Origin of the sequence: Oceanithermus profundus DSM 14977 (assembly GCF_000183745.1) — a bacterium.
Lineage (GTDB): Bacteria > Deinococcota > Deinococci > Deinococcales > Marinithermaceae > Oceanithermus > Oceanithermus profundus.
On the sequence record NC_014761.1, the window covers coordinates 628018 to 645928 of the forward strand.

General features: G+C 68.5%; 15 protein-coding genes. 12 read left to right on the forward strand and 3 right to left on the reverse strand.

Features of this window, described 5'->3' with window-relative positions; genetic code table 11:
- Nucleotides 1–4: 4 nt before the first annotated feature.
- The 6 genes from OCEPR_RS03155 (at nt 5) to OCEPR_RS03180 (ending at nt 8487) form a co-directional block, all read left to right on the forward strand.
- Nucleotides 5–4591: a DNA-directed RNA polymerase subunit beta' gene (locus tag OCEPR_RS03155; RefSeq protein ID WP_013457254.1), complete on the forward strand. Its 4587-nt coding sequence runs from the start codon at nt 5–7 to the stop codon at nt 4589–4591.
- A gap of 42 nt (nt 4592–4633) precedes the next feature.
- On the forward strand, nt 4634–4846 hold the full coding sequence (locus OCEPR_RS03160) for a hypothetical protein (RefSeq protein WP_013457255.1): 213 nt from the start codon (nt 4634–4636) through the stop codon (nt 4844–4846).
- A complete protein-coding gene (locus tag OCEPR_RS03165; RefSeq protein WP_013457256.1) occupies nt 4839–5687 on the forward strand; it encodes an alpha/beta fold hydrolase in 849 nt (282 codons plus the stop codon). Before OCEPR_RS03160 ends, OCEPR_RS03165 begins: the two co-directional genes overlap by 8 nt.
- Before the next feature lie 827 nt (nt 5688–6514).
- Complete coding sequence (locus OCEPR_RS03170) at nt 6515–7198, forward strand: cytochrome c biogenesis CcdA family protein (protein WP_013457257.1); 684 nt, start codon at nt 6515–6517, stop codon at nt 7196–7198.
- Between the two features lie 6 nt (nt 7199–7204).
- On the forward strand, nt 7205–7828 hold the full coding sequence (locus OCEPR_RS03175) for an ABC transporter ATP-binding protein (protein WP_013457258.1): 624 nt from the start codon (nt 7205–7207) through the stop codon (nt 7826–7828).
- Nucleotides 7825–8487, forward strand: a complete 663-nt coding sequence (locus OCEPR_RS03180) for a heme exporter protein CcmB (RefSeq protein WP_013457259.1) — start codon at nt 7825–7827, stop codon at nt 8485–8487. Before OCEPR_RS03175 ends, OCEPR_RS03180 begins: the two co-directional genes overlap by 4 nt.
- 49 nt (nt 8488–8536) lie before the next feature.
- On the opposite strand, the gene OCEPR_RS03185 is transcribed toward OCEPR_RS03180, so the two are convergent.
- From OCEPR_RS03185 to OCEPR_RS03195, 3 genes are all read right to left on the reverse strand, one after another.
- Entirely contained in the window at nt 8537–9121 is a 585-nt protein-coding gene (locus tag OCEPR_RS03185; protein ID WP_013457260.1) for a hypothetical protein, read from the reverse strand.
- Nucleotides 9118–9918 carry a tetratricopeptide repeat protein gene (locus OCEPR_RS03190; protein WP_013457261.1) on the reverse strand — a complete coding sequence of 267 codons (801 nt, stop codon included), beginning with the start codon at nt 9916–9918 and terminating at the stop codon, nt 9118–9120. Before OCEPR_RS03190 ends, OCEPR_RS03185 begins: the two co-directional genes overlap by 4 nt.
- A gap of 88 nt (nt 9919–10006) precedes the next feature.
- Nucleotides 10007–12376 carry a hypothetical protein gene (locus OCEPR_RS03195; RefSeq protein ID WP_013457262.1) on the reverse strand — a complete coding sequence of 790 codons (2370 nt, stop codon included), beginning with the start codon at nt 12374–12376 and terminating at the stop codon, nt 10007–10009.
- Nucleotides 12377–12686: 310 nt separating this feature from the next.
- Between OCEPR_RS03195 and ccsA the strand changes: the two genes are divergently transcribed.
- From ccsA to OCEPR_RS03225, 6 genes are all read left to right on the forward strand, one after another.
- The gene (gene ccsA / locus OCEPR_RS03200) at nt 12687–13379 is read left to right on the forward strand and encodes a cytochrome c biogenesis protein CcsA (RefSeq protein WP_013457263.1); all 693 of its coding nucleotides are present in this window, start codon (nt 12687–12689) and stop codon (nt 13377–13379) included.
- A gap of 101 nt (nt 13380–13480) precedes the next feature.
- Nucleotides 13481–13912, forward strand: a complete 432-nt coding sequence (ccmE, locus tag OCEPR_RS03205; protein WP_013457265.1) for a cytochrome c maturation protein CcmE — start codon at nt 13481–13483, stop codon at nt 13910–13912.
- The gene (locus tag OCEPR_RS03210; RefSeq protein ID WP_013457266.1) at nt 13909–15858 is read left to right on the forward strand and encodes a heme lyase CcmF/NrfE family subunit; all 1950 of its coding nucleotides are present in this window, start codon (nt 13909–13911) and stop codon (nt 15856–15858) included. The genes ccmE and OCEPR_RS03210 overlap by 4 nt, the downstream gene beginning before the upstream one ends.
- Nucleotides 15855–16391, forward strand: a complete 537-nt coding sequence (locus OCEPR_RS03215; protein ID WP_013457267.1) for a TlpA family protein disulfide reductase — start codon at nt 15855–15857, stop codon at nt 16389–16391. Before OCEPR_RS03210 ends, OCEPR_RS03215 begins: the two co-directional genes overlap by 4 nt.
- Entirely contained in the window at nt 16388–16858 is a 471-nt protein-coding gene (locus OCEPR_RS03220) for a cytochrome c-type biogenesis protein (RefSeq protein ID WP_013457268.1), read from the forward strand. Before OCEPR_RS03215 ends, OCEPR_RS03220 begins: the two co-directional genes overlap by 4 nt.
- On the forward strand, nt 16855–17904 hold the full coding sequence (locus OCEPR_RS03225) for a tetratricopeptide repeat protein (protein ID WP_013457269.1): 1050 nt from the start codon (nt 16855–16857) through the stop codon (nt 17902–17904). The genes OCEPR_RS03220 and OCEPR_RS03225 overlap by 4 nt, the downstream gene beginning before the upstream one ends.
- Nucleotides 17905–17911 lie beyond the last annotated feature (7 nt).

Sequence of the window (17911 nt, forward strand, 5' to 3'; positions counted from 1 at the left end):
GCTGATGAAGAGAGAACTCAAGAAAGTACGGATCGCCCTGGCCAGCCCGGAGAAGATCCACGCCTGGTCGTACGGCGAGGTCGAGAAGCCGGAGACGATCAACTACCGCACGCTCAAGCCCGAGCGCGACGGCCTCTTCGACGAGCGCATCTTCGGTCCGGTCAAGGACTACGAGTGCGCCTGCGGCAAGTACAAGCGCCAGCGCTTCGAGGGCAAGGTCTGCGAACGCTGCGGCGTCGAGGTCACCAAGTCGATCGTGCGCCGCTACCGCATGGGCCACATCGAGCTGGCCACCCCGGCGGCCCACATCTGGTACGTCAAGGACGTGCCCAGCAAGATCGGCACCCTGCTCGACCTGACGGCGGGCGAGCTGGAGCAGGTGCTCTACTTCGCCAAGTACATCGTCATCGATCCCGGCGGGGCGATGCTCGAGGGCGTGCCCATCAAGCGCGGCGAGCTCCTCAGCGACGAGCAGTACCGCGAGCTCAAGTTCGGCCGTCAGGAGACCTACGCCATCCCCCTGGGTACCGACGCCCTGATCAAGGACGGCGACTACGTGACCAAGGGCCAGGAGCTGGCCCCGGGCGTGGTCAGCAAGATGGACGGGGTGGCGCTCTTCCGCTTCCCCCGCCGCATCTCGGTGGAGTACGTCGAGCGCGAGCGCGCCCACCTGGTGCTGCCGCGGGAGGCCTGGATCGAGGCCGACCGCTACGAGGCGGGCGAGCCCATCGCCGAACTGGCCGACCCCTTCGTCTTCGAGAGCGAGGCCGCGGGCGTGGCCGAGGTGCTCGAGTGGGACGAGGGGGCGTTGGTGCGCCTGCGCGACCCCGAGAGCGACGAAGTGGTGGCCGTCTACCTGGTGCCCGTGGGTTTCGCCCTCAAGGTGGGGCACGGTGAGCTGGTGAGCGCCGGCGACCCCATCGCCGCGGCCGAGCCGGGGGCGGTGCGCCTGCCCCGCGGGGTCAAGGTGACTGAGCTCGAGGCCGAGGAAGAAGGCGACCTCGTCTACCTCTCCATGACCGTGGAATGGGCCCGGGTGCAGGACTACCGGCTCGAGCCCCACATGCACGTCCTCGTGGGCGAGGGCGCCGAGGTGCTCAAGGGCGACAAGCTGGTGGGCGCCATCGACCCCGAGGAGGAGGTCCACGCCGAGGCCGACGGGATCGTGCACCTGCACGAGCCCGCCTCGATCGTGGTGATGAAGGCCCGCCTCTACCCCTTCGAGGACGACGTCGAGGTCACCACCGGCGACCGCATCGCCCCGGGCGACGTGCTCGCCGACGGCGGCAAGGTAACGAGCGAGATCTACGGCCGCGTCGAAGTGGACCTGGTGCGCCAGGTGGTGCGCGTCATCGAGAGCTACGACATCGACGCGCGCATGGGCGCCGAGGCCGTGCAGGTGCTGCTCAGCGAGCTCGACCTGGACCAGCTCGAGGCCGAGCTGGAAGAGGAGATGCTGGGCCCCAGCCGCCACAAGCGCAGCCGCGCCCGCAAGCGCCTGGAGATCGTCCGCGCCTTCAAGGCCTCGGGCAACCGCCCCGAGTGGATGGTGCTGGAGGCGGTGCCGGTGCTGCCGCCCGACCTGCGCCCGATGGTCCAGGTCGACGGCGGCCGCTTCGCCACCAGCGACCTCAACGACCTCTACCGCCGCCTCATCAACCGCAACAACCGCCTCAAGAAGCTGATGAGCCAGGGGGCGCCGGAGATGATCATCCGCAACGAGAAGCGGATGCTCCAGGAGGCGGTGGACGCCCTCATCGACAACGGCCGCCGCGGCAGCCCCGTCACCAACCCCGGTTCCGACCGGGCGCTGCGCTCGCTCACCGACATCCTCTCGGGCAAGCAGGGCCGCTTCCGCCAGAACCTGCTGGGCAAGCGCGTGGACTACTCGGGCCGCTCGGTGATCGTCGTGGGGCCGCAGCTCAAGCTGCACCAGACGGGCCTGCCCAAGCGGATGGCGCTCGAGCTCTTCAAGCCCTTCCTGCTGCGCCGCATGGAGGAGAAGGGCATCGCCGCCAACATCAAGCAGGCGCGGCGGATGCTGGAACGCCACCGCGACATCAAGGACGAGGTCTGGGACGCGCTGGAAGAGGTGATCCACGGCAAGGTGGTCCTCCTCAACCGCGCCCCCACGCTGCACCGTCTCGGCATCCAGGCCTTCCAGCCGGTGCTCGTCGAGGGCCAGTCGATCCAGCTGCACCCGCTCGTCTGCGAGGCCTTCAACGCCGACTTCGACGGCGACCAGATGGCCGTGCACGTGCCGCTTTCGAGCTACGCCCAGGCCGAGGCCCGGGTGCAGATGCTGAGCGCCCACAACCTCCTCAGCCCCGCCTCGGGCGAGCCGATCGCCAAGCCCAGCCGCGACATCATCCTGGGCCTCTACTACATCACCCAGCTGCGTCGGGAGAAGAAGGGCGCGGGCCGTGAGTTCGCCACCCCGGTCGAGGCCATCGAGGCCTACGACAAGGGCGAGATCGCCCTGAACGCCCCCATCAAGATCGCCGGCGAAGAGACCACCGTCGGCCGCTACAAGTACGTCTTCGCCAGCGTAGACGAGGCCATCGTCGCCGTGCAGCACGGCCTGATCGACCTGCAAGACGTGGTCAGCATCCGCGTGGGCGACGAGGTCCGGGTCACCAGCCCCGGCCGCGCCCTCTTCGTGCGCATGGTCATCGAGGCCATCAAGGACGGCGACCCCGAGGCCGAAGTGCCCGAGGAGCTGCTCAACTACGACGTGGCGCAGGAGAAGAACTCGCTGCGCGACCTCGTCTACCGCTCCTTCCTGCTGCTCGGCATCGAGAAGACCGCGCGCCTGCTCGACGTGCTCAAGGCCGAGGGCTTCCACTTCTCCACCTCCTCGGGGATCACGATCGGCATCGACGACGTGATCATCCCGCCCGAGAAGGAGCAGTACCTGCGCGAGGCCGACGAGGCCCTCGACAAGATCGAGAACGCCTACAAGCAGGGTCTGCTCACCGACGAGGAGCGCCGCCGCCAGATCATCAAGCTCTGGGCCGACGTGACCGAGAAGGTGACCGAGGCGCTCTTCAAGAACTTCGAGGAGAAGTACCCCTTCAACCCGCTCTACGTGATGGCCCAGTCGGGCGCCCGCGGTAACCGCACCCAGATCCGCCAGCTCGGCGGGATGCGCGGCCTCATGGCCAAGCCTTCGGGCGAGATCATGGAGGTCCCGGTGCGGGCCAACTTCCGCGAAGGGCTGACCGTGCTCGAGTACTTCATCTCCACGCACGGCGCCCGCAAGGGCGGGGCCGACACCGCGCTCCGCACCGCCGACTCGGGCTACCTGACCCGCAAGCTGGTCGACGTGGCCCACGAGATCGTAGTGCGCGAGGAGGACTGCGGCACCACCGACTTCATGGAGGTGCCCCTCTTCCAGACCTCGGCCACCGGCGAGCGCAGCCTGCGCCGCGAGGGCGAGATCGAGCAGACCCTCTACGGCCGCACCGTCGCCCGCGACTTCGAGGCCGGCGGCCGCAGCTTCGCCGAGGGCCAGATGCTCAGCCGCGAGGACGTGGACGCCCTCGTCGCCGCGGCGCGCGCCGGCGAGCTGGAGGCCGTGCCGGTCTACAGCCCGCTCACCTGCCGCACCGAGTACGGCGTCTGCCGCAAGTGCTACGGCTACGACCTCTCCATGGCCCAGCCGGTCTCGATCGGCGAGACCGTGGGCGTGGTCGCGGCCGAGTCGATCGGCGAGCCGGGCACGCAGCTGACGATGCGCACCTTCCACACCGGCGGCGTGGCCACCGGCTCCGACATCACCCTGGGTCTGCCGCGCGTGATCGAGCTCTTCGAAGCGCGCCGGCCCAAGGTCAAAGCGATCATCGCCGAGATCGACGGCGAGGTCGAGGTCGAGGAGACCGACGACAAGCTGCTGGTGCGGGTGGTCAGCGGTGAATTCAAGAAGGAGTACAAGATCGACAAGGCCGCCCGCCTTACCGTGCGTTCGGGCGACCACGTCACCGCCGGCACCCCGCTCACCCGCGGCGCGGTGGACCCGCACCAGTTGCTCGAGGCCCAGGGCCCCGAGGCGGTGCAGCGCTACCTGGTGAGCGAGATCCAGCGCGTCTACCGCGCCCAGGGCGTGAAGGTGCACGACAAGCACATCGAGGTGATCGTGCGCCAGATGCTCAAGTACGTCGAGGTCACCGACCCCGGCGAGTCCAAGCTGCTCGAAGGGCAGGTGCTGGAGCGCTGGGAGGTGGAGCGCGTCAACGAAGCGCTGATGGAAGAGGGCAAGATGCCCGCGAGCTGGAAGCCGCTCCTCATGGGCGTGACCAAGAGCGCGCTCAACACCCGCTCCTGGCTCTCCGCGGCCAGCTTCCAGCACACCACCCACGTGCTCACCGAGGCGGCGATCTGGGGCAAGAAGGACGAGCTCATCGGCCTCAAGGAGAACGTCATCCTCGGCAAGCTCATCCCCGCGGGCACGGGCACCGACTTCGTGCGCCGCACCCAGGTGGTGGACGAGCGCACCCTCGAGCGCCTCAAGGAGGCCCGCAAGGCCGCCGAAGAGGTGGTCGCAACCCAGGTTCTGCCCGGCGCCGGCGCCGAAGCCGGGGCCGAAGGCTAGTCCGATCCGCCCCGGGGGCTCGTCCCCCGGGGCGCCTATCAAATGAAGGTCTTGTTTCTGGAGTCCAAATCGGCCGAGGCCCTCCGGGCCTTCGCCGCGGGTCAGCCCCACCCCTACCGGCTGCTCGCCTCCGACGACCGCTACCTGTTGGTGCTGGAGGCGGTGGGGCCCGAGGCGATCGAAGCGGGAACGCGGCTCGCGGAGGTGCGCGCCTGGACGTTCGAGCTCGTCGAGGAGGGATGCCGCGATGCGTGAGGAGATCGTCATCGTACCGACGCACGAGGCCGAGATCTACGTCGAGGACACGGGGCCGGAGGACGCGCCGGTCCTCGTCGTGCTCCACGGCGGACCGGGCGGTTCCAGTTACCCCTACCGCGCCGCCTGGGAGGAGGAGCTCGCCGAGTACCGGGTCGTCTACCTGGACCAGCGGGGGGGCGGCCGCAGTCCCGAGCTGCCGCTCGAGCCCCGCTACTTCACCGTCGACGCCCTGGTCGACGACCTCGAGGCGGTGCGCAGCTGGCTGGCCGTGGACCGCTGGGTACCCGTGGGCCACGGCTTCGGCGCGCTCGCGGCGCTCGAGTACGGCCGCCGGTACCCCGAGCTGGTCGCCGGGGTTGTGGCCCTCGGGCCCTGGATTCACTTTCCCGAGCTGGCGCGTGCGCTCTGGCGCGCGGCCTTCAGCACCGGCGAACCCCCCGAGGACCCCACCCAGGCCGTGGAGGAGGCCTTCTCCGCCGTCGGCCCCAAGCCGCTCTTCGACCGCCTCAGCTTCCCCTCCGAGCACGGCCGCGCCCACCTGGAGTGGATCGTCGAAGGGCTGCCGCTCGCCGGCAGCGAGGGGGTGGAAGCGGCGTTCCGCACCAACGGCCTCTGGGAGCTGGACTACAGCGGCCACCTGCTCGAATACCCGGTGGAGGTCGCCGTGATCGCGGGCGAGCGGGACGGCACCAGCCATCCGCACCAGACCGAGCGCCTCGCCGACCTGACCGGGGCGCACCTGGAGCTGATCCCCCGCGCCGGCCACTACGCCTGGATCGACGAGCCCGAGGCCTTCTTCCGGGCCTTCTACGGGGCGGTGGACGCGTTTAGTGAATGAGTACGTAGTGCGTAGTACGTAGTACGTAGTGCGTGTATGGAGTGTTTGTAGGGGCGGGCCCGTGTGCCCGCCCGATCGCTGCGCAGTGCGTGGTTCGTAGTACGTGGTAACAGCATGGTTTATGGCCTGTAATTAGTAGCCTGTAGCTTGCGGTTGGGTCGCCAACCGCAACGAAACGTCGGCGTTGCCTGCAGCATGGACCCTGAATCGAGTTCAGGGCGGGCTCCCGGGTCTCGGCAGCAAAGTGCCGCCTCGCCCGGGGAAACGGATAAATGCAGGAAGCAGGAAGTGGGGTGTAGGAGGTAGGGTTTGTTTTAGAAAGTGTGAACACGAAGTCGAGCACGGCACATCAAAACACTAGACCAGGCTTTCCTACTTCCTAGCCTCCACGCCCCGGCGAAGCCGACCAATCGGGGCCCATGCCGCGCCCAAAATCCACGGTTATGTCGCCGCAAAGCAATGCTCCCTCCCCTTGGGGAGGGTTGGGGTGGGGGTTGTTGGCGATGCAAGGCCCAAACGTCTCGTCTTGGATTAACGGCCTGACCAGCAAACGACCTCACGTTCTGATCCAGTTAAACAACCTCCCTCCGGCCTGCGGCCCCCGTCCCAGAAGGGAGGCTCGGTGCCGCTCAGAACCTAACTGTTTTGACCTTGGGCGGCCACCTTTTTGCCCCCTTCCCTGGGGGAGGTCCGGGGTGGGGTCGCTGGCGATGCAAGAGCCAAACGCCAGGTTTTCGATTGCTGACGACCCACGTCCTACTTCCTACACCCCACCTCCCACCTACGCCCGGTTGGCCTTCCTCATCAAAGAGTGAAAGAATAGGCTCATGGAGCTCTCGATCGCCGCGGCCTTCCTCGCGGGCATGCTGTCGTTCCTCTCACCTTGCGTGCTGCCCCTGGTCCCCACCTACCTGGCCTACCTCGGCGGCGACCAGGGCCGCCCGGTGAAGAACGCGCTCTTCTTCATCCTCGGCTTCGGCATCATCTTCATCCTGCTGGGCCTGCCCTTCACCGTCCTCGGCAGCCTGTTGCAGGACTACAAGCCCATCCTGGCCAAGGTGGGCGGCGTGCTGCTCATCTTCTTCGGGCTCTACATGCTGGGCCTCAAGCTCCCCTTTCTGGCGCAGATGCGCGGCGTCAGCTACACCGGGGACACCTCCCGCCCCTGGGGCGCGTTCCTGATGGGCGCGGCGCTGGCCACGGCTTGGCTGCCCTGCATCGGCCCCATCCTGGGCGGCATCCTCACGCTGACGGCCATGGAGGGGTTCGGGGGCCTCGTCTACCTGGTGGCCTACGTGCTCGGCCTGGCCGTTCCCTTCTTCCTCGTCGCCCTCTTCGCCGACCGCGTGGCCGTGATCGTCCGCAAGAGTGGACGGATCTCGCTCTGGGTCGAGCGGGTGGCCGGAGCCATCCTGATCTTCGTCGGGTTCTTGATGATCACCGACGCCTTTCAGCGGCTCAACAACTTCTTCATCCGCTTCACGCCCGAGTGGCTGTTCGAAAGGCTCTAGCGAACGGTGGCAGACCCCTTCGTCGAGGTTCAGAACGTCTGGAAACGGTTCGGCCGTCAGTGGGTGCTCCGTGACCTCTCGCTGGCGGTCGAGCGCGGCGAGGTGGTCGCGTTGCTGGGGCCCAACGGCGTGGGCAAGACCACGCTGCTGCGGGTGATCGCCACGCTGATCCGCCCCCAGCGGGGCACGGTGCGGCTTTTCGGAAAGCCGGCGCGGGCGCTGGAGGCCGAGCGCGGACGCATCGCGCTGGTGGCCAACCCGCCCGCCTTCTACCGGCACCTGAGCGGCGAGGAGAACCTGGAGCAGGCGCTGGCGCTCGCGGGCAAGCCCATCTCGCGCACCCAGGCGCTCGAGGCGATGGCGCGGGTGGGGCTGCCGGAGGGGCGCACGGTGGCGGCGTACTCCAGCGGGATGCGCAAGAGGTTGGCGCTGGCGCGGACCCTGCTGGCCCGCCCGCGGCTCCTCTTGCTGGACGAGCCGGAGACGGCGCTCGACACCGGGGGGCGCGAGGAGCTGGTGCGCGTCATCGGCGAGGTCGCCCGCGAGGGCGCGGTGGTGCTGGCGACCCACGACCACGGCTTCGCGGCCGAGGTGGCGACCCGCAGCTTCGCGATGGAGGGGAAGGCGTGAGGGCCCTGGTGCTGGCGCTGCGCGACCTGCGCCTGGAGTGGCGCGGGCGGGCGGGGCTGCTCTCGGCCTTTTCGTTCATCGCGGTCGTCCTTTTCATCATGGGAATCGCCTTCGGCCCCGACGAGGCCAACCTGCGTCGGGCGGGCCCCGGGGTGCTCTGGGTCGCCCTCGCTTTCGCCGGCAGCATGCTGGCGAGCCGCGCCTGGGCGCTGGAGGTGGAGAACGAGACCCTCGACGACCTGCTGCTCACCCCGGGCAGCCGCGAGTGGATCTACGTGGGCAAGCTGCTCTTCCTGTGGCTTCTGATGATCGTGATGGGGGCGTTCCTGCTGGTGCTCGTCGCCGCCTGGTTCTACCTGCCGCTGGCGGCCTGGCCCCAGCTTTTCGTCACCCTGGTGCTCGGGGGCACCGGTTACACCGTGATCGCCGCCTTCTACGCCGGCCTGACCGTGCGCCTGCGGGCGCGCGACGTGCTGCTCTACCTGCTCGTCTTTCCCATGATCCTGCCGGTGGTGCTCGCGGCGGTCAAGGCCACGCTGGGCATCGCCTTCGGCGCCGAGTTCGCCGAGATCGTGAGCTGGTGGAAGCTCCTCGGCGTCTTCGACGTCGTCTACCTGACGCTCTGCGTGCTCCTCTTTCCCGGGGTCATCGAGGGTTGAACCAAAACGCACGCCGCCCGCGGGCGGCGTGCGTTCCTACGGGCGCGCTTCACTCCCTGAAACGCAGCGCCGCCTGCACCCGCTTGGCCTCCTCGCCGAGCCGCTTGACGTCGCGGCCCAGGAAGATCTGGTAGGCGTCGGCGTGGCCGTTGCGGTGCAGCGCCACCACCAGCGCCTGACGGCGCTCGGGGCTGTACTCGGGAATCACCTCGAGCACCGCCACCGCCGCCCAGTCGGCCCGGAAGAGCCGGAGCGCCTCGTCCTCGGGGTATTCCCGGGACTTGTAGCGGCCCCAGCCGGAGATCTCGGTGAGGATGCCGGGGAAGAGCAGGGTAAAGAGGTGGTCGGGCTCCGGGGCGCTCGCGTGGGGGTCGTCGTAGTCGATCTCGACGCGGTCGAGCGGAAAGACGACGTAGCGGATCTCCACCTGCCCGTCGGTCGAGACGACGCGGTACTGGTAGGGGAGCACCGGGTTGAACTCGACGGGGGCGGGGGCGTAGCCCGCGGGCAGCTCGTAGGCCATGCCGGCCTCCTCGAGCAGCTCGCCGAAGCCGCGGGGCGCGGGGGCGGCCGCGAGCGCCCATCCGGCCAGGAGGACGGCGAAGGATACCAGGAGGCGGCCGCGCGGGTTCATCGCTTCGCCTCCAGCTGTTCCTGCCAGGACGCGCGCAGGTCGCGCGCGGTCTCCTTCCACGTGCCCACCGGGGCGCGTTCGATGAAGGCGTCCAGGTCGGCGATCGCCGCTTCCTTCTGGCCCAGCGCCCAGCGCACCGCGGCGCGGTTGAAGTAGGGGGCGGCGGCCGCGGGGTCGATGGCGATGGCGCGGTCGAAGTCGGCCAGGGCCCCGGCTTCGTCGCCCAGCTCGAAGCGGAGCACACCGCGGTTGAACAGCGCCGGCAGGTAGTCGGGGTTGGTCGCGAGCGCCCGGTCCAGGCTGGCCAGCGCGTCGGATTTGCGGTCGAAGCGGCGCAGCGCCTCGGCGTAGTTCACCCGGACTCCGGGATCTTCGGCCAGCTCGAGCGAGCGCTCCAGGTCGGCGAGCGCCTTGGCGTACTCCTCGAGCTGCAGCCAGAGCGCCCCGCGCACCGCGTAGAGGTGGGCGTTTTCGGGGTGGCGGGCGATCGCCTGGTCGAGGGTGGCCAGGGCTTCGCCGAACCGGCCCTTGGACTGGTACATCAGCGCCACGCTTGCCCATTCGTCGGGGCTCAGGCTCTCGTGGGCGTAGGCCTCGTCGTGGGGGCCGATCTGCGAGAGGTCGAGGGGTCCGGCCTTGGCGCCCGGCGGCAGCGCCGGCGGGGGCGCCGGAGCCGCGTCGGTTTCGGCGGCGGCCGGCGGGGGTGCGGCCGCCCGTTCGGCCTTCGTCGGCTTGCAACCGCCGATAAGGGGGGTCAGGGCGAGGGCGAAGAGCAGCACGGAAAGGTGCCTGGGCATGATTCGTCTCCTGGTGCACAATTGAACGCGCGAAGAGGAGGCGTGGGCTGGAGGTCGTCTCCAGCCCACGCGGCGCAGGACGGTGGGTCTACTGGCCCTTCTTGGCATCCTCGTAGTACTTGAGCAGCATCTTGTGCATCAGGTCGAGGTGCTCGGCGTTGCTGAGGGTTCCGGGCGTGCTGACCGCGCTCCAGACCTTCTCGTTGGTCATCTCCTTGTGGCAGCCCATGCAGAGGCCGCTGCGGTTCATGTTCTCGCGCATCTCGGCGGGGAGCGAGCGCGAGAGCGGCCAGTGGGTGCCCACGGTGGCGACCTGCTTGCCGGTCTCGGGGTCGACGATCCGCGACCAGTCGAAGGTCAGGTCGGGGATGGCCGGGATCTGCACCTGGTAGTTCTTGGCCAGCGGTTCGCCGGTGCGCGGGTCGGTGAGGTCGGTGATGATGTCCTCGGCGTAGCGGTTTTGGTAGATGCCGCCGTCGATGCCGTAGCCCAGCGCTTTGGGGTTGTCGTGGCAGCTCTCGCAGCGGCGCGCTTCGGGCAGCGCCGAGTGCGGCTGCGCCGGCGCCATGTCGATGGCGAGCGGGACCAGGTCCTGACCCAGCTGGGCGGCCTCGTCGGGCGAGCGGGCGATCACGTTGTGCGCGATCGTCTCGCCCTCGGTGTCGATGACGGTGTAGACCACCTGGCAGCCGGGCATGAGCGGGGTGACGCGTCCCTCACCGTTGATGCCCAGGACCGGGTCTTCCCAGCGCAGGTAGGAGCGCGACTCGGAGATCTTGCCGGGCGACTTGATGCCGCTCGAGCCGATCGCCGACTCGGCGGTCATGCCGTGCTCGTCCACGGCGCTGCCCGACTTGATCCAGTCGGTGCCGCTGCTGCCGCCGGAGTAGTCCACCTTCACGTGGCAGCCGTAGCACTGCGGCACCCAGGAGGCGTGGCAGGCGTAGCACTCCAGGTTTTCGGCGTGCTTGGCCACCGAGACCATGGCCACCTTGGCGTCCTGAGAGACCCAGGCGTCGGCCTGGTTGATGGCCTTGAGCACGGGCACCTCGAAGTCGGCGCCCGAGGCCGAGTGCAAGATCACCTTGTCGCCCTTCTTGACCACGTTGCCGAAGGGGTTGCCGCGGGCGGTGAGCAGGTAGCCGTCCTCCTTGGGGTAGAGGGTGGCGAAGGCCGCGGTCTCGGGCAGCGGCGCGTCGGCGAGGCCGCGCGGGGCGTTGCCGATGTCGCGACCGAATTCCTCACCCTGGCCGAGCGGCAGCTCCCAGGGGAACTTCTCGGGGGTGCCGTGGCAGTCCTCGCACTCGATCTCCACCTGGGCCAGCGTGGTGGCGAAGATGTTGCCGTCGCCGTGCATGTCGATCGTGGTGTGGCAGTCCTGGCAGAGCATGCCGCCCTTGCCGGGTTCGCCGCGGTGGTGCACGTCGTCGGCGATGAAGAGGTACTTCTTGGTGTGCAGCTTGGGCTGCTTGCCGCCCTTGGCGTTGTAGGGCGTGCCGTAGGGGAACTCCATCAGCCCCTGGAAGGTCACGCCGATGCGCTTGCCGCGGTTGTGGCAGGAGTTGCAGGTCGCGGTGGGGATGCCGCCGCTCGCGCCCTCGTGGATCCCGCCGATCTCGCGGGTGCCCACGATGCGGTGCTTGAGCGGATGCCCCCGTTCGTCCCGTTTGATCGTGGGGTCGCCGCCTTCGTAGAACCCCTCGTCGCCGTAGAGGACGTGGCAGGACGAGCAGCCCATGCCGCGGTAGTCGCCGCGCTTCTCACGGCCGTTGACGCCCACGTGGCAGCGCTGGCAGTCGTGGCGCTGGTAGGTGAGCGCGGCCAGCTTGGGGTCGGCCTGAACCTCTTCGGGGCTGGCCTCGGGGATCTGCTTCAGCTCGCCGGGGAAGGCCTGGGGGTACATCTCGATCAGCTGGGCCATGTACTTCTTGTAGGCCTCGGTCCCCACCTGCGGCACGGGTCCGTCGGTGTCCTTGACGTCGTAGTTGCCGTAGGGCGTCTTGCCGTCCCAGGTCTCGGGGAAGCCCCAGGTGTGCAGGTTGCCCTGGATCTTGCCGGCCTCGGTCTGCATCAGCGCCAGGTTGAGGCGGTAGTCGTAGCCCGGGTGGCACTGCCCGCAGGTGCGATCGGCGATCCAGATCGAGCCCGGGTCGGGGTAGAAGGTCTGGGGTCCGCGGGCCGCGAGCGCCTCGGGGGCGCCGGCGTGGGCCTCCTCGGCCGTCAGCCCCTGAGGGTTGCCGCCGTGGCAGACCACGCAGCCCGCCGGATCCCCGGCCATGGCCCCGAAGGCCTTGATCTGGGCCATCATGCCGCTGCCCTCGGGCACGATGGCCTCGATCCCCTCGTGGCAGCTCAGGCATCCTTTCTGGGCCGCCGCTTCGGGGCTGACCTTCTCGGGCGCTTGCGCCCAGGCCAACGCCAGGAGCACGGCCACGGCCGTCCATACCAGTCGTCTCATGCGCACCAGCCTTTCTGCGCCCGGTTCCGTCCGGACACGTTGGGTTTCTAATGCACATCATAAAAGTTGGATCAGGTCATTTGTCCCGAAAAGTGCTGGGCAAAATCAGCGAAAAATGCCGTCCTGAACGAAAGGTGTAAATGTATATACCAAGTACAATTATTCATTTACTAAATATCCAATCCAGGTTGATGCCGTCAGGTTCTCATCTTTTGCTGCAAACCCCTTCATCCTCGGTGTGATAGGTTGGGGCGCGAGAAAGGTCGGGCACCGTCACCGTTTTCACCTGAAGGGGAAGGAGAATGTACGCGTGAACCACGCCGAGAAAACTTCCAGGCTCGATTCTGCTTCGCGCGCGTTGCTGACCCTGGCGCTGGTCGTCTTCGCGGTGGGGCAGTACCTTGCGTTCAAGGCCCCGCCGGACGTACAGCAGGGGTACCTCATCCGCATCCTCTACGTGCACGTGGGCGCGGCCTGGGTGGCCTACCTGGCCTTCTTCGTGGCCATGGTCTACGCCGTCCTCTACCTGTGGAAGCAGGACGCGGCCTACGACCGGCTCTCGGCCGCCAGCGCCGAGATCGGTCTGCTCTTCATGCTGTTGACGCTGTTCGGCGGCATGATGTGGGCCCGGCCCACCTGGGGGGTCTTCTGGACCTGGGAGCCGCGCCTCACCACGAGCGCCATCCTGACCGCCTTCTACGTGGGGTACTTCCTGCTGCGGCACGCGATCGAAGACCCCGAGTTCCGCGCCAAGGCCGCCGCCGCGGCGGCGATCTTGGGCGTGGTCAACATCCCCATCAACTACATGTCGGTCTACTGGTGGCGCAGCATCCACCAGACGGCCACTTTCGACGTCATCAACCGCAAGACGCACATGGACGGGTCCATGGTGGTGGCCATGTTGGTGAACCTCCTGGCCATCACCCTCTTCTACCTGGCCTTCCTGCGCATCAAGGGTCGGATCGCCGCACGCGCGGCGGCCCGGGAGGAGTGGGATGAATAGCTCGAGCCTCGGCATCTACGTCACCGCGGTCTACGTCGCGACCTACGCGGTGCTCTTCGGCTACACGGCCTACTTGCTCTGGCGGCGCTCGGAGGTGGGCGGTGAAGACTAAGTACCTGATCGGTTTCCTGATCGTCGTGGCCGCGATTGCCTACCTGGCCTTCGGGGGCCTGGGCAACAGCCTGGTCTACTACGTGCTTCCCAGCGAGTACGCCGAGAACCCGGCGCGCTACGAGGGCAAGCGCATCCGCCTCGGCGGCCTGGTTAAGGAGGGGACGATCCGCTACGACCCCAAGACGCTCGAGCTCGACTTCGTCGTCACCGACGGCGTGGTGGACATCCCCGTGCAGCACGAGGGCACCCCGCCGGAGCTCTTCAAGGACAACCAGGGCGTCGTCGTTGAGGGGCGTTTCGACGGCAAGGTGTTCAAGGGCGAGAACCTGCTCATCAAGCACTCCGAAACCTACCAGGCGCCGCCGGAAGGGGGCTACACCCCCGAAGAGGTGCGCAAGCTGATCGAGGAGGCCAAGTGAACCCCAGCATTCTGGGCAACATCGGACTCGTCCTGGCGGTCTTCTTCAGCGTGGCGGGCCTCGTGGCCGTCGTTTTTTCCTGGTTCCTGCGCGACGCCCGTTACGTGCGGGTGGCGCGCCGCAGCGCGCTGCTGGCCTTCCTGGGCACCTTCGTCGCCTTCGGCGCGCTCGAGTGGGCGCTGCTCACTGACGACTTCTCCATCCTCTACACCGCGCGCAACCACACCACCGCGAGCCCCACCTGGGTGAAGTTCGCCACCCTCTGGGCGGCGCTCGAGGGGTCGATCCTGCTCTGGGCGCTCTTGCAGACCCTCTACACCTGGCTCGCCGGGCGCAAGATGCGCGATTACTGGACGAGCCCGGTGGCCCTGGGCACGCTCTTCGTTATCCAGCTCTTCTTCCTCGTCAACGTCCTCTTCGTCATCAACCCCTTCACCCCGGTGCCCAACCCGCCGGCCGACGGCCCGGGGCCCAACCCGCTCTTGCAGAACCACTGGATGATGGCCGTCCACCCCATCCTGATGTACCTGGGCTTCGTGGGCCTCTCCGTGCCCTTCGCCTACGCGGTCGCCGCCATGGTGACCCGCCGCTACCAGACCTGGGTCAGCGAAACCAAGTGGTGGTTGATCTTCGCCTGGGGCTTCCTCACCGCCGCCATCTTCGCCGGAGGTTGGTGGAGCTACGAGGTGCTGGGATGGGGCGGCTACTGGGCCTGGGATCCGGTGGAGAACGCCTCGTTCATCCCCTGGCTGTTGGCCACCGCCTTCGTGCACACCGCGATGGTGCAGGAGCGCCGGGGGCTGTTTCGCAGCTGGAACTTCGCCCTGGTGACCCTGGCCTTCGCCGGGACCGTCTTCGGCACCTTCCTCACGCGCTCCGGCGTGATCGAGTCGGTGCACGCCTTCGCGGGCGGCCCGGTGGGGCCGATCTTCCTGGGCTTCCTGCTCGTCATCCTGGCCGTGGGCTTTTCCCTGCTCGGGCGCGTTTCCAGCGAGGTGCGCGACGTCGGCAGCGTGAACGTCTGGAGCCGCGAGGGGCTGCTGCTCTTCGGCGCCCTCGTCTTCGTGGTGATGGCCTTCGTGGTGATCCTGGGCACCCTCTTCCCGCTCCTGGTGGAAGCCTTCAACGGCGCCAAGGTCTCGGTGGGGGCGCCGTTCTTCAACCAGCTCTTCGTGCCCCTGGGCTACGCCATGCTCGTGCTGATGGCCCTCGGTCCGCTGCTGCCCTGGCGCAAGGCCGACCCCGAGACGCTGCGCGTCATCGCCTGGATGGCGGTCTCGCTGGTGCTGGGCACCGCCGCGGGGCTCGCCCTGGGCTGGACCCTGTGGGTGAGCCTGACCGTCGGACTCTTCCTCTTCAACCTCGTCGCCCTGGGGTGGCTGATCGCCAGCCCGATCGCGCGCAAGTCGCGCGCCCTCGGAGGCGTGCGCGCCGGCATGGGGTCGCTGGCCTGGACGCGGAGGCGCTACGGGGGCTACCTCGTGCACTTCGCGGTGGCGCTCTCGGCGCTGGCCATCGCCTTCAGCCAGAGCTACCGGCTGGACGTCCAGAAAACGCTGCAGATCGGTGAGTCCTGGCAGGTGGCCGGCCGCACCATCACGGTGCACGCCCTTCGCGCCGTCGAGGACCCGCACCGCTACTCGGTGATCGCCGACGTGGAGATCAGCGGCATGGGCACGCGTCAGCCGCGGCTGAACTACTACCCCACGTCGCGAACCCCGTTCGCCTCGCCCTCGGTGGCCTACACCCTGGGCAAGGACTACTACCTGGTGCTGCAGGCCTTCGACCAGGAGAACGCCCAGTGGGTGACGCTGCGGCTGGTCGTGACGCCGCTGGTCCTCTGGCTATGGGTCTCGGCGGTCCTCATGGCGCTCGGCACCGCGATGATCCTCTGGCCCGCCCGCCGCGCGGCGCGGGCGGCCGCCGCCGGGGAGGTGGGCGCATGAGGGCCCTTTTCGGAGTGCTGCTGGCCCTCGCCATTGGGGCGTTGTTCTGGTGGGGCATGCAGACCAAGGACGAGCGCAGCGAGCTGCCGTCGGCCCTGGCGGGCCGGCCGGCGCCCGCGTTCGACCTGGAGCTGCTGCCCAGTTCGCGCGAGGCCTGGGGCGAGCGGCTCGACCTGAGCGACTACCTGGGCAAGAAGCCGATCATCCTCAACTTCTGGGCCAGCTGGTGCTACCCCGCCTGCTACGAGGAGGCGCCGATCCTGGAGGCCACCTGGCGCCGCTGGAAGGACCAGGTGCTCTTCGTCGGGGTCAACACCCAGGACGAGCTGGACGCGGCCGAGAAGTTCATCGAGCAGTTCGGCATCAGCTTCCCCAACGTCTACGACCCCCGGGGGAAGGTGGGCATCGACTACGGCATGTACGGCGTGCCCGAGACCTTCGCCATCTCGGTCGAGGGGCGGGTGCTCGAGCGCTTCGCCGGCACGATCAGCGCCGAAAAGCTCGAGTCCATGATTCGTGAGGTGTTGCCGTGAGACGCTGGCTGTGGGTCTTGGTTCTGGCGCTGGGGCTCGCGGGCGCGCAGACGGTGGGCAACGAACCGCCCCCCGACCTGCCGCCCAAGGTCTTCGAGATCGCCAAGAAGCTGCGCTGCCCGGTGTGCCGCGGGGAGAGCGCGGCCGAGTCGAACGCCGGGGTCACCGAGGAGATGCGGCGGCAGATCGCCGAGATGCTGGCCGAGGGCAAGACCGAGGACGAGATCATTCAGTACTTCGTGGACCGCTACACCGAGTGGATCCTCTACGAGCCCCCCAAGCGCGGGCTGGGGCTGGTGGTGTGGCTGGCCCCGGTGATCGGGCTGGGCATCTTCGGCTTCGGTCTCTACAGCTACCTGCGCGCCACGTCGCGGCGCGCTGCGGAACTCGAAGGCGTCAGCGAAGAGGAGCTGGCCCGGGCCGAAGCCGAGCTCGGGCGCGATGACGAAGGAGGCGCCCCGTCATGATCCTGTTCTGGACCGTTGTTGCGTTGTTGGTGCTCCTGGCCGCCGTCTACGCCACCCTGCCGCTGGCGCGCGAGCCCGAACCCTTTCCCTCCGACCCCCTGCCCGAGGAGCTGCGGGCCGAGATCGAGGCGCTGAAGCAGGAAGCGCGCGAGCTCGAGGGCAGCGAACGCAAGCGCACCCTGGGCCGCATCGTGCAGCTCGAGCGCCGGCTTGCGGAGCTCGAAGGCCGGCCGGCCGTTCCCGGCGCGCGCCGCGTTTCCTGGGTGGCCCTGATGGTGACGACCGCCTTCCTCGTCTTCGTGGGCGGGGTGCTGCTGCGCTACACCCTGCCGCGGGCGCCGGGCGAGACGATCACCACCTCGAACCTGATCAGCGGCGAGCGCACGGTCGACCGCGCCAAGCTGGCCGAGCTCAACCGCCTCAAGACCCGGGCCGAGCGCAACGACGACGCGGAAAGCTGGCTCGCTTACGGGAACGCGGCCTGGGAGGTGGCCGACTACAACGCCGCCGCCGAGGCGTACAAGCGGGTGCTCGACCTGGACAGCAAGAACCTGACCGCCTGGAAGCGGATGGGGATCCTCTTCTTCATGTCGGGGTTCCCGGAGGACGCGGCCCAGGTCCTCCAGGTCGTCGTCGGGGTGGACCCGAACGACACCGAGGCGCTGCTCTTTTTGGGCAACGCCTACTCGATGCTGGGCCGCTTCGACGAGGCCATCAGCGTCTGGGAGCGTTACCTCGCCGTCGGCGGGCCGGACGCCGAACGGGTGAACGCCCTCATCGCCCAGGCGCGCGCCCAGCAGGAGGCCAAGGCTGCGGTCGATCGGGGCCAGGTTCCCGCCGGAAACGTCGTCTACGAGGTCAAGTGCGCGGCCTGCCACGGGCAGAACGGCGAGGGCGGCATCGGCCCCCGCCTGGTGGGGAACCCGGTGCTGCGGGTCGACGGCGCCGTGGCCGAGATCGTGAACAAGGGCACCGGCAGCATGCCGGCCATCCCCATGAGCGAGGCCGAGCTGCAGGCGCTTCTGGACTACCTCAAGGGGTTGTAGCCGTGAA

Coding starts and splice junctions, on each gene's coding strand:
- OCEPR_RS03155 (WP_013457254.1), top strand. CDS start 5: ATGAAGAGAGAACTCAAGAAAGTACGGATCGCCCTGGCCAGCCCGGAG.
- OCEPR_RS03160 (WP_013457255.1), top strand. CDS start 4,634: ATGAAGGTCTTGTTTCTGGAGTCCAAATCGGCCGAGGCCCTCCGGGCC.
- OCEPR_RS03165 (WP_013457256.1), top strand. CDS start 4,839: ATGCGTGAGGAGATCGTCATCGTACCGACGCACGAGGCCGAGATCTAC.
- OCEPR_RS03170 (WP_013457257.1), top strand. CDS start 6,515: ATGGAGCTCTCGATCGCCGCGGCCTTCCTCGCGGGCATGCTGTCGTTC.
- OCEPR_RS03185 (WP_013457260.1), bottom strand. CDS start 9,121: ATGAACCCGCGCGGCCGCCTCCTGGTATCCTTCGCCGTCCTCCTGGCC.
- OCEPR_RS03190 (WP_013457261.1), bottom strand. CDS start 9,918: ATGCCCAGGCACCTTTCCGTGCTGCTCTTCGCCCTCGCCCTGACCCCC.
- OCEPR_RS03195 (WP_013457262.1), bottom strand. CDS start 12,376: ATGAGACGACTGGTATGGACGGCCGTGGCCGTGCTCCTGGCGTTGGCC.
- OCEPR_RS03215 (WP_013457267.1), top strand. CDS start 15,855: ATGAGGGCCCTTTTCGGAGTGCTGCTGGCCCTCGCCATTGGGGCGTTG.
- OCEPR_RS03225 (WP_013457269.1), top strand. CDS start 16,855: ATGATCCTGTTCTGGACCGTTGTTGCGTTGTTGGTGCTCCTGGCCGCC.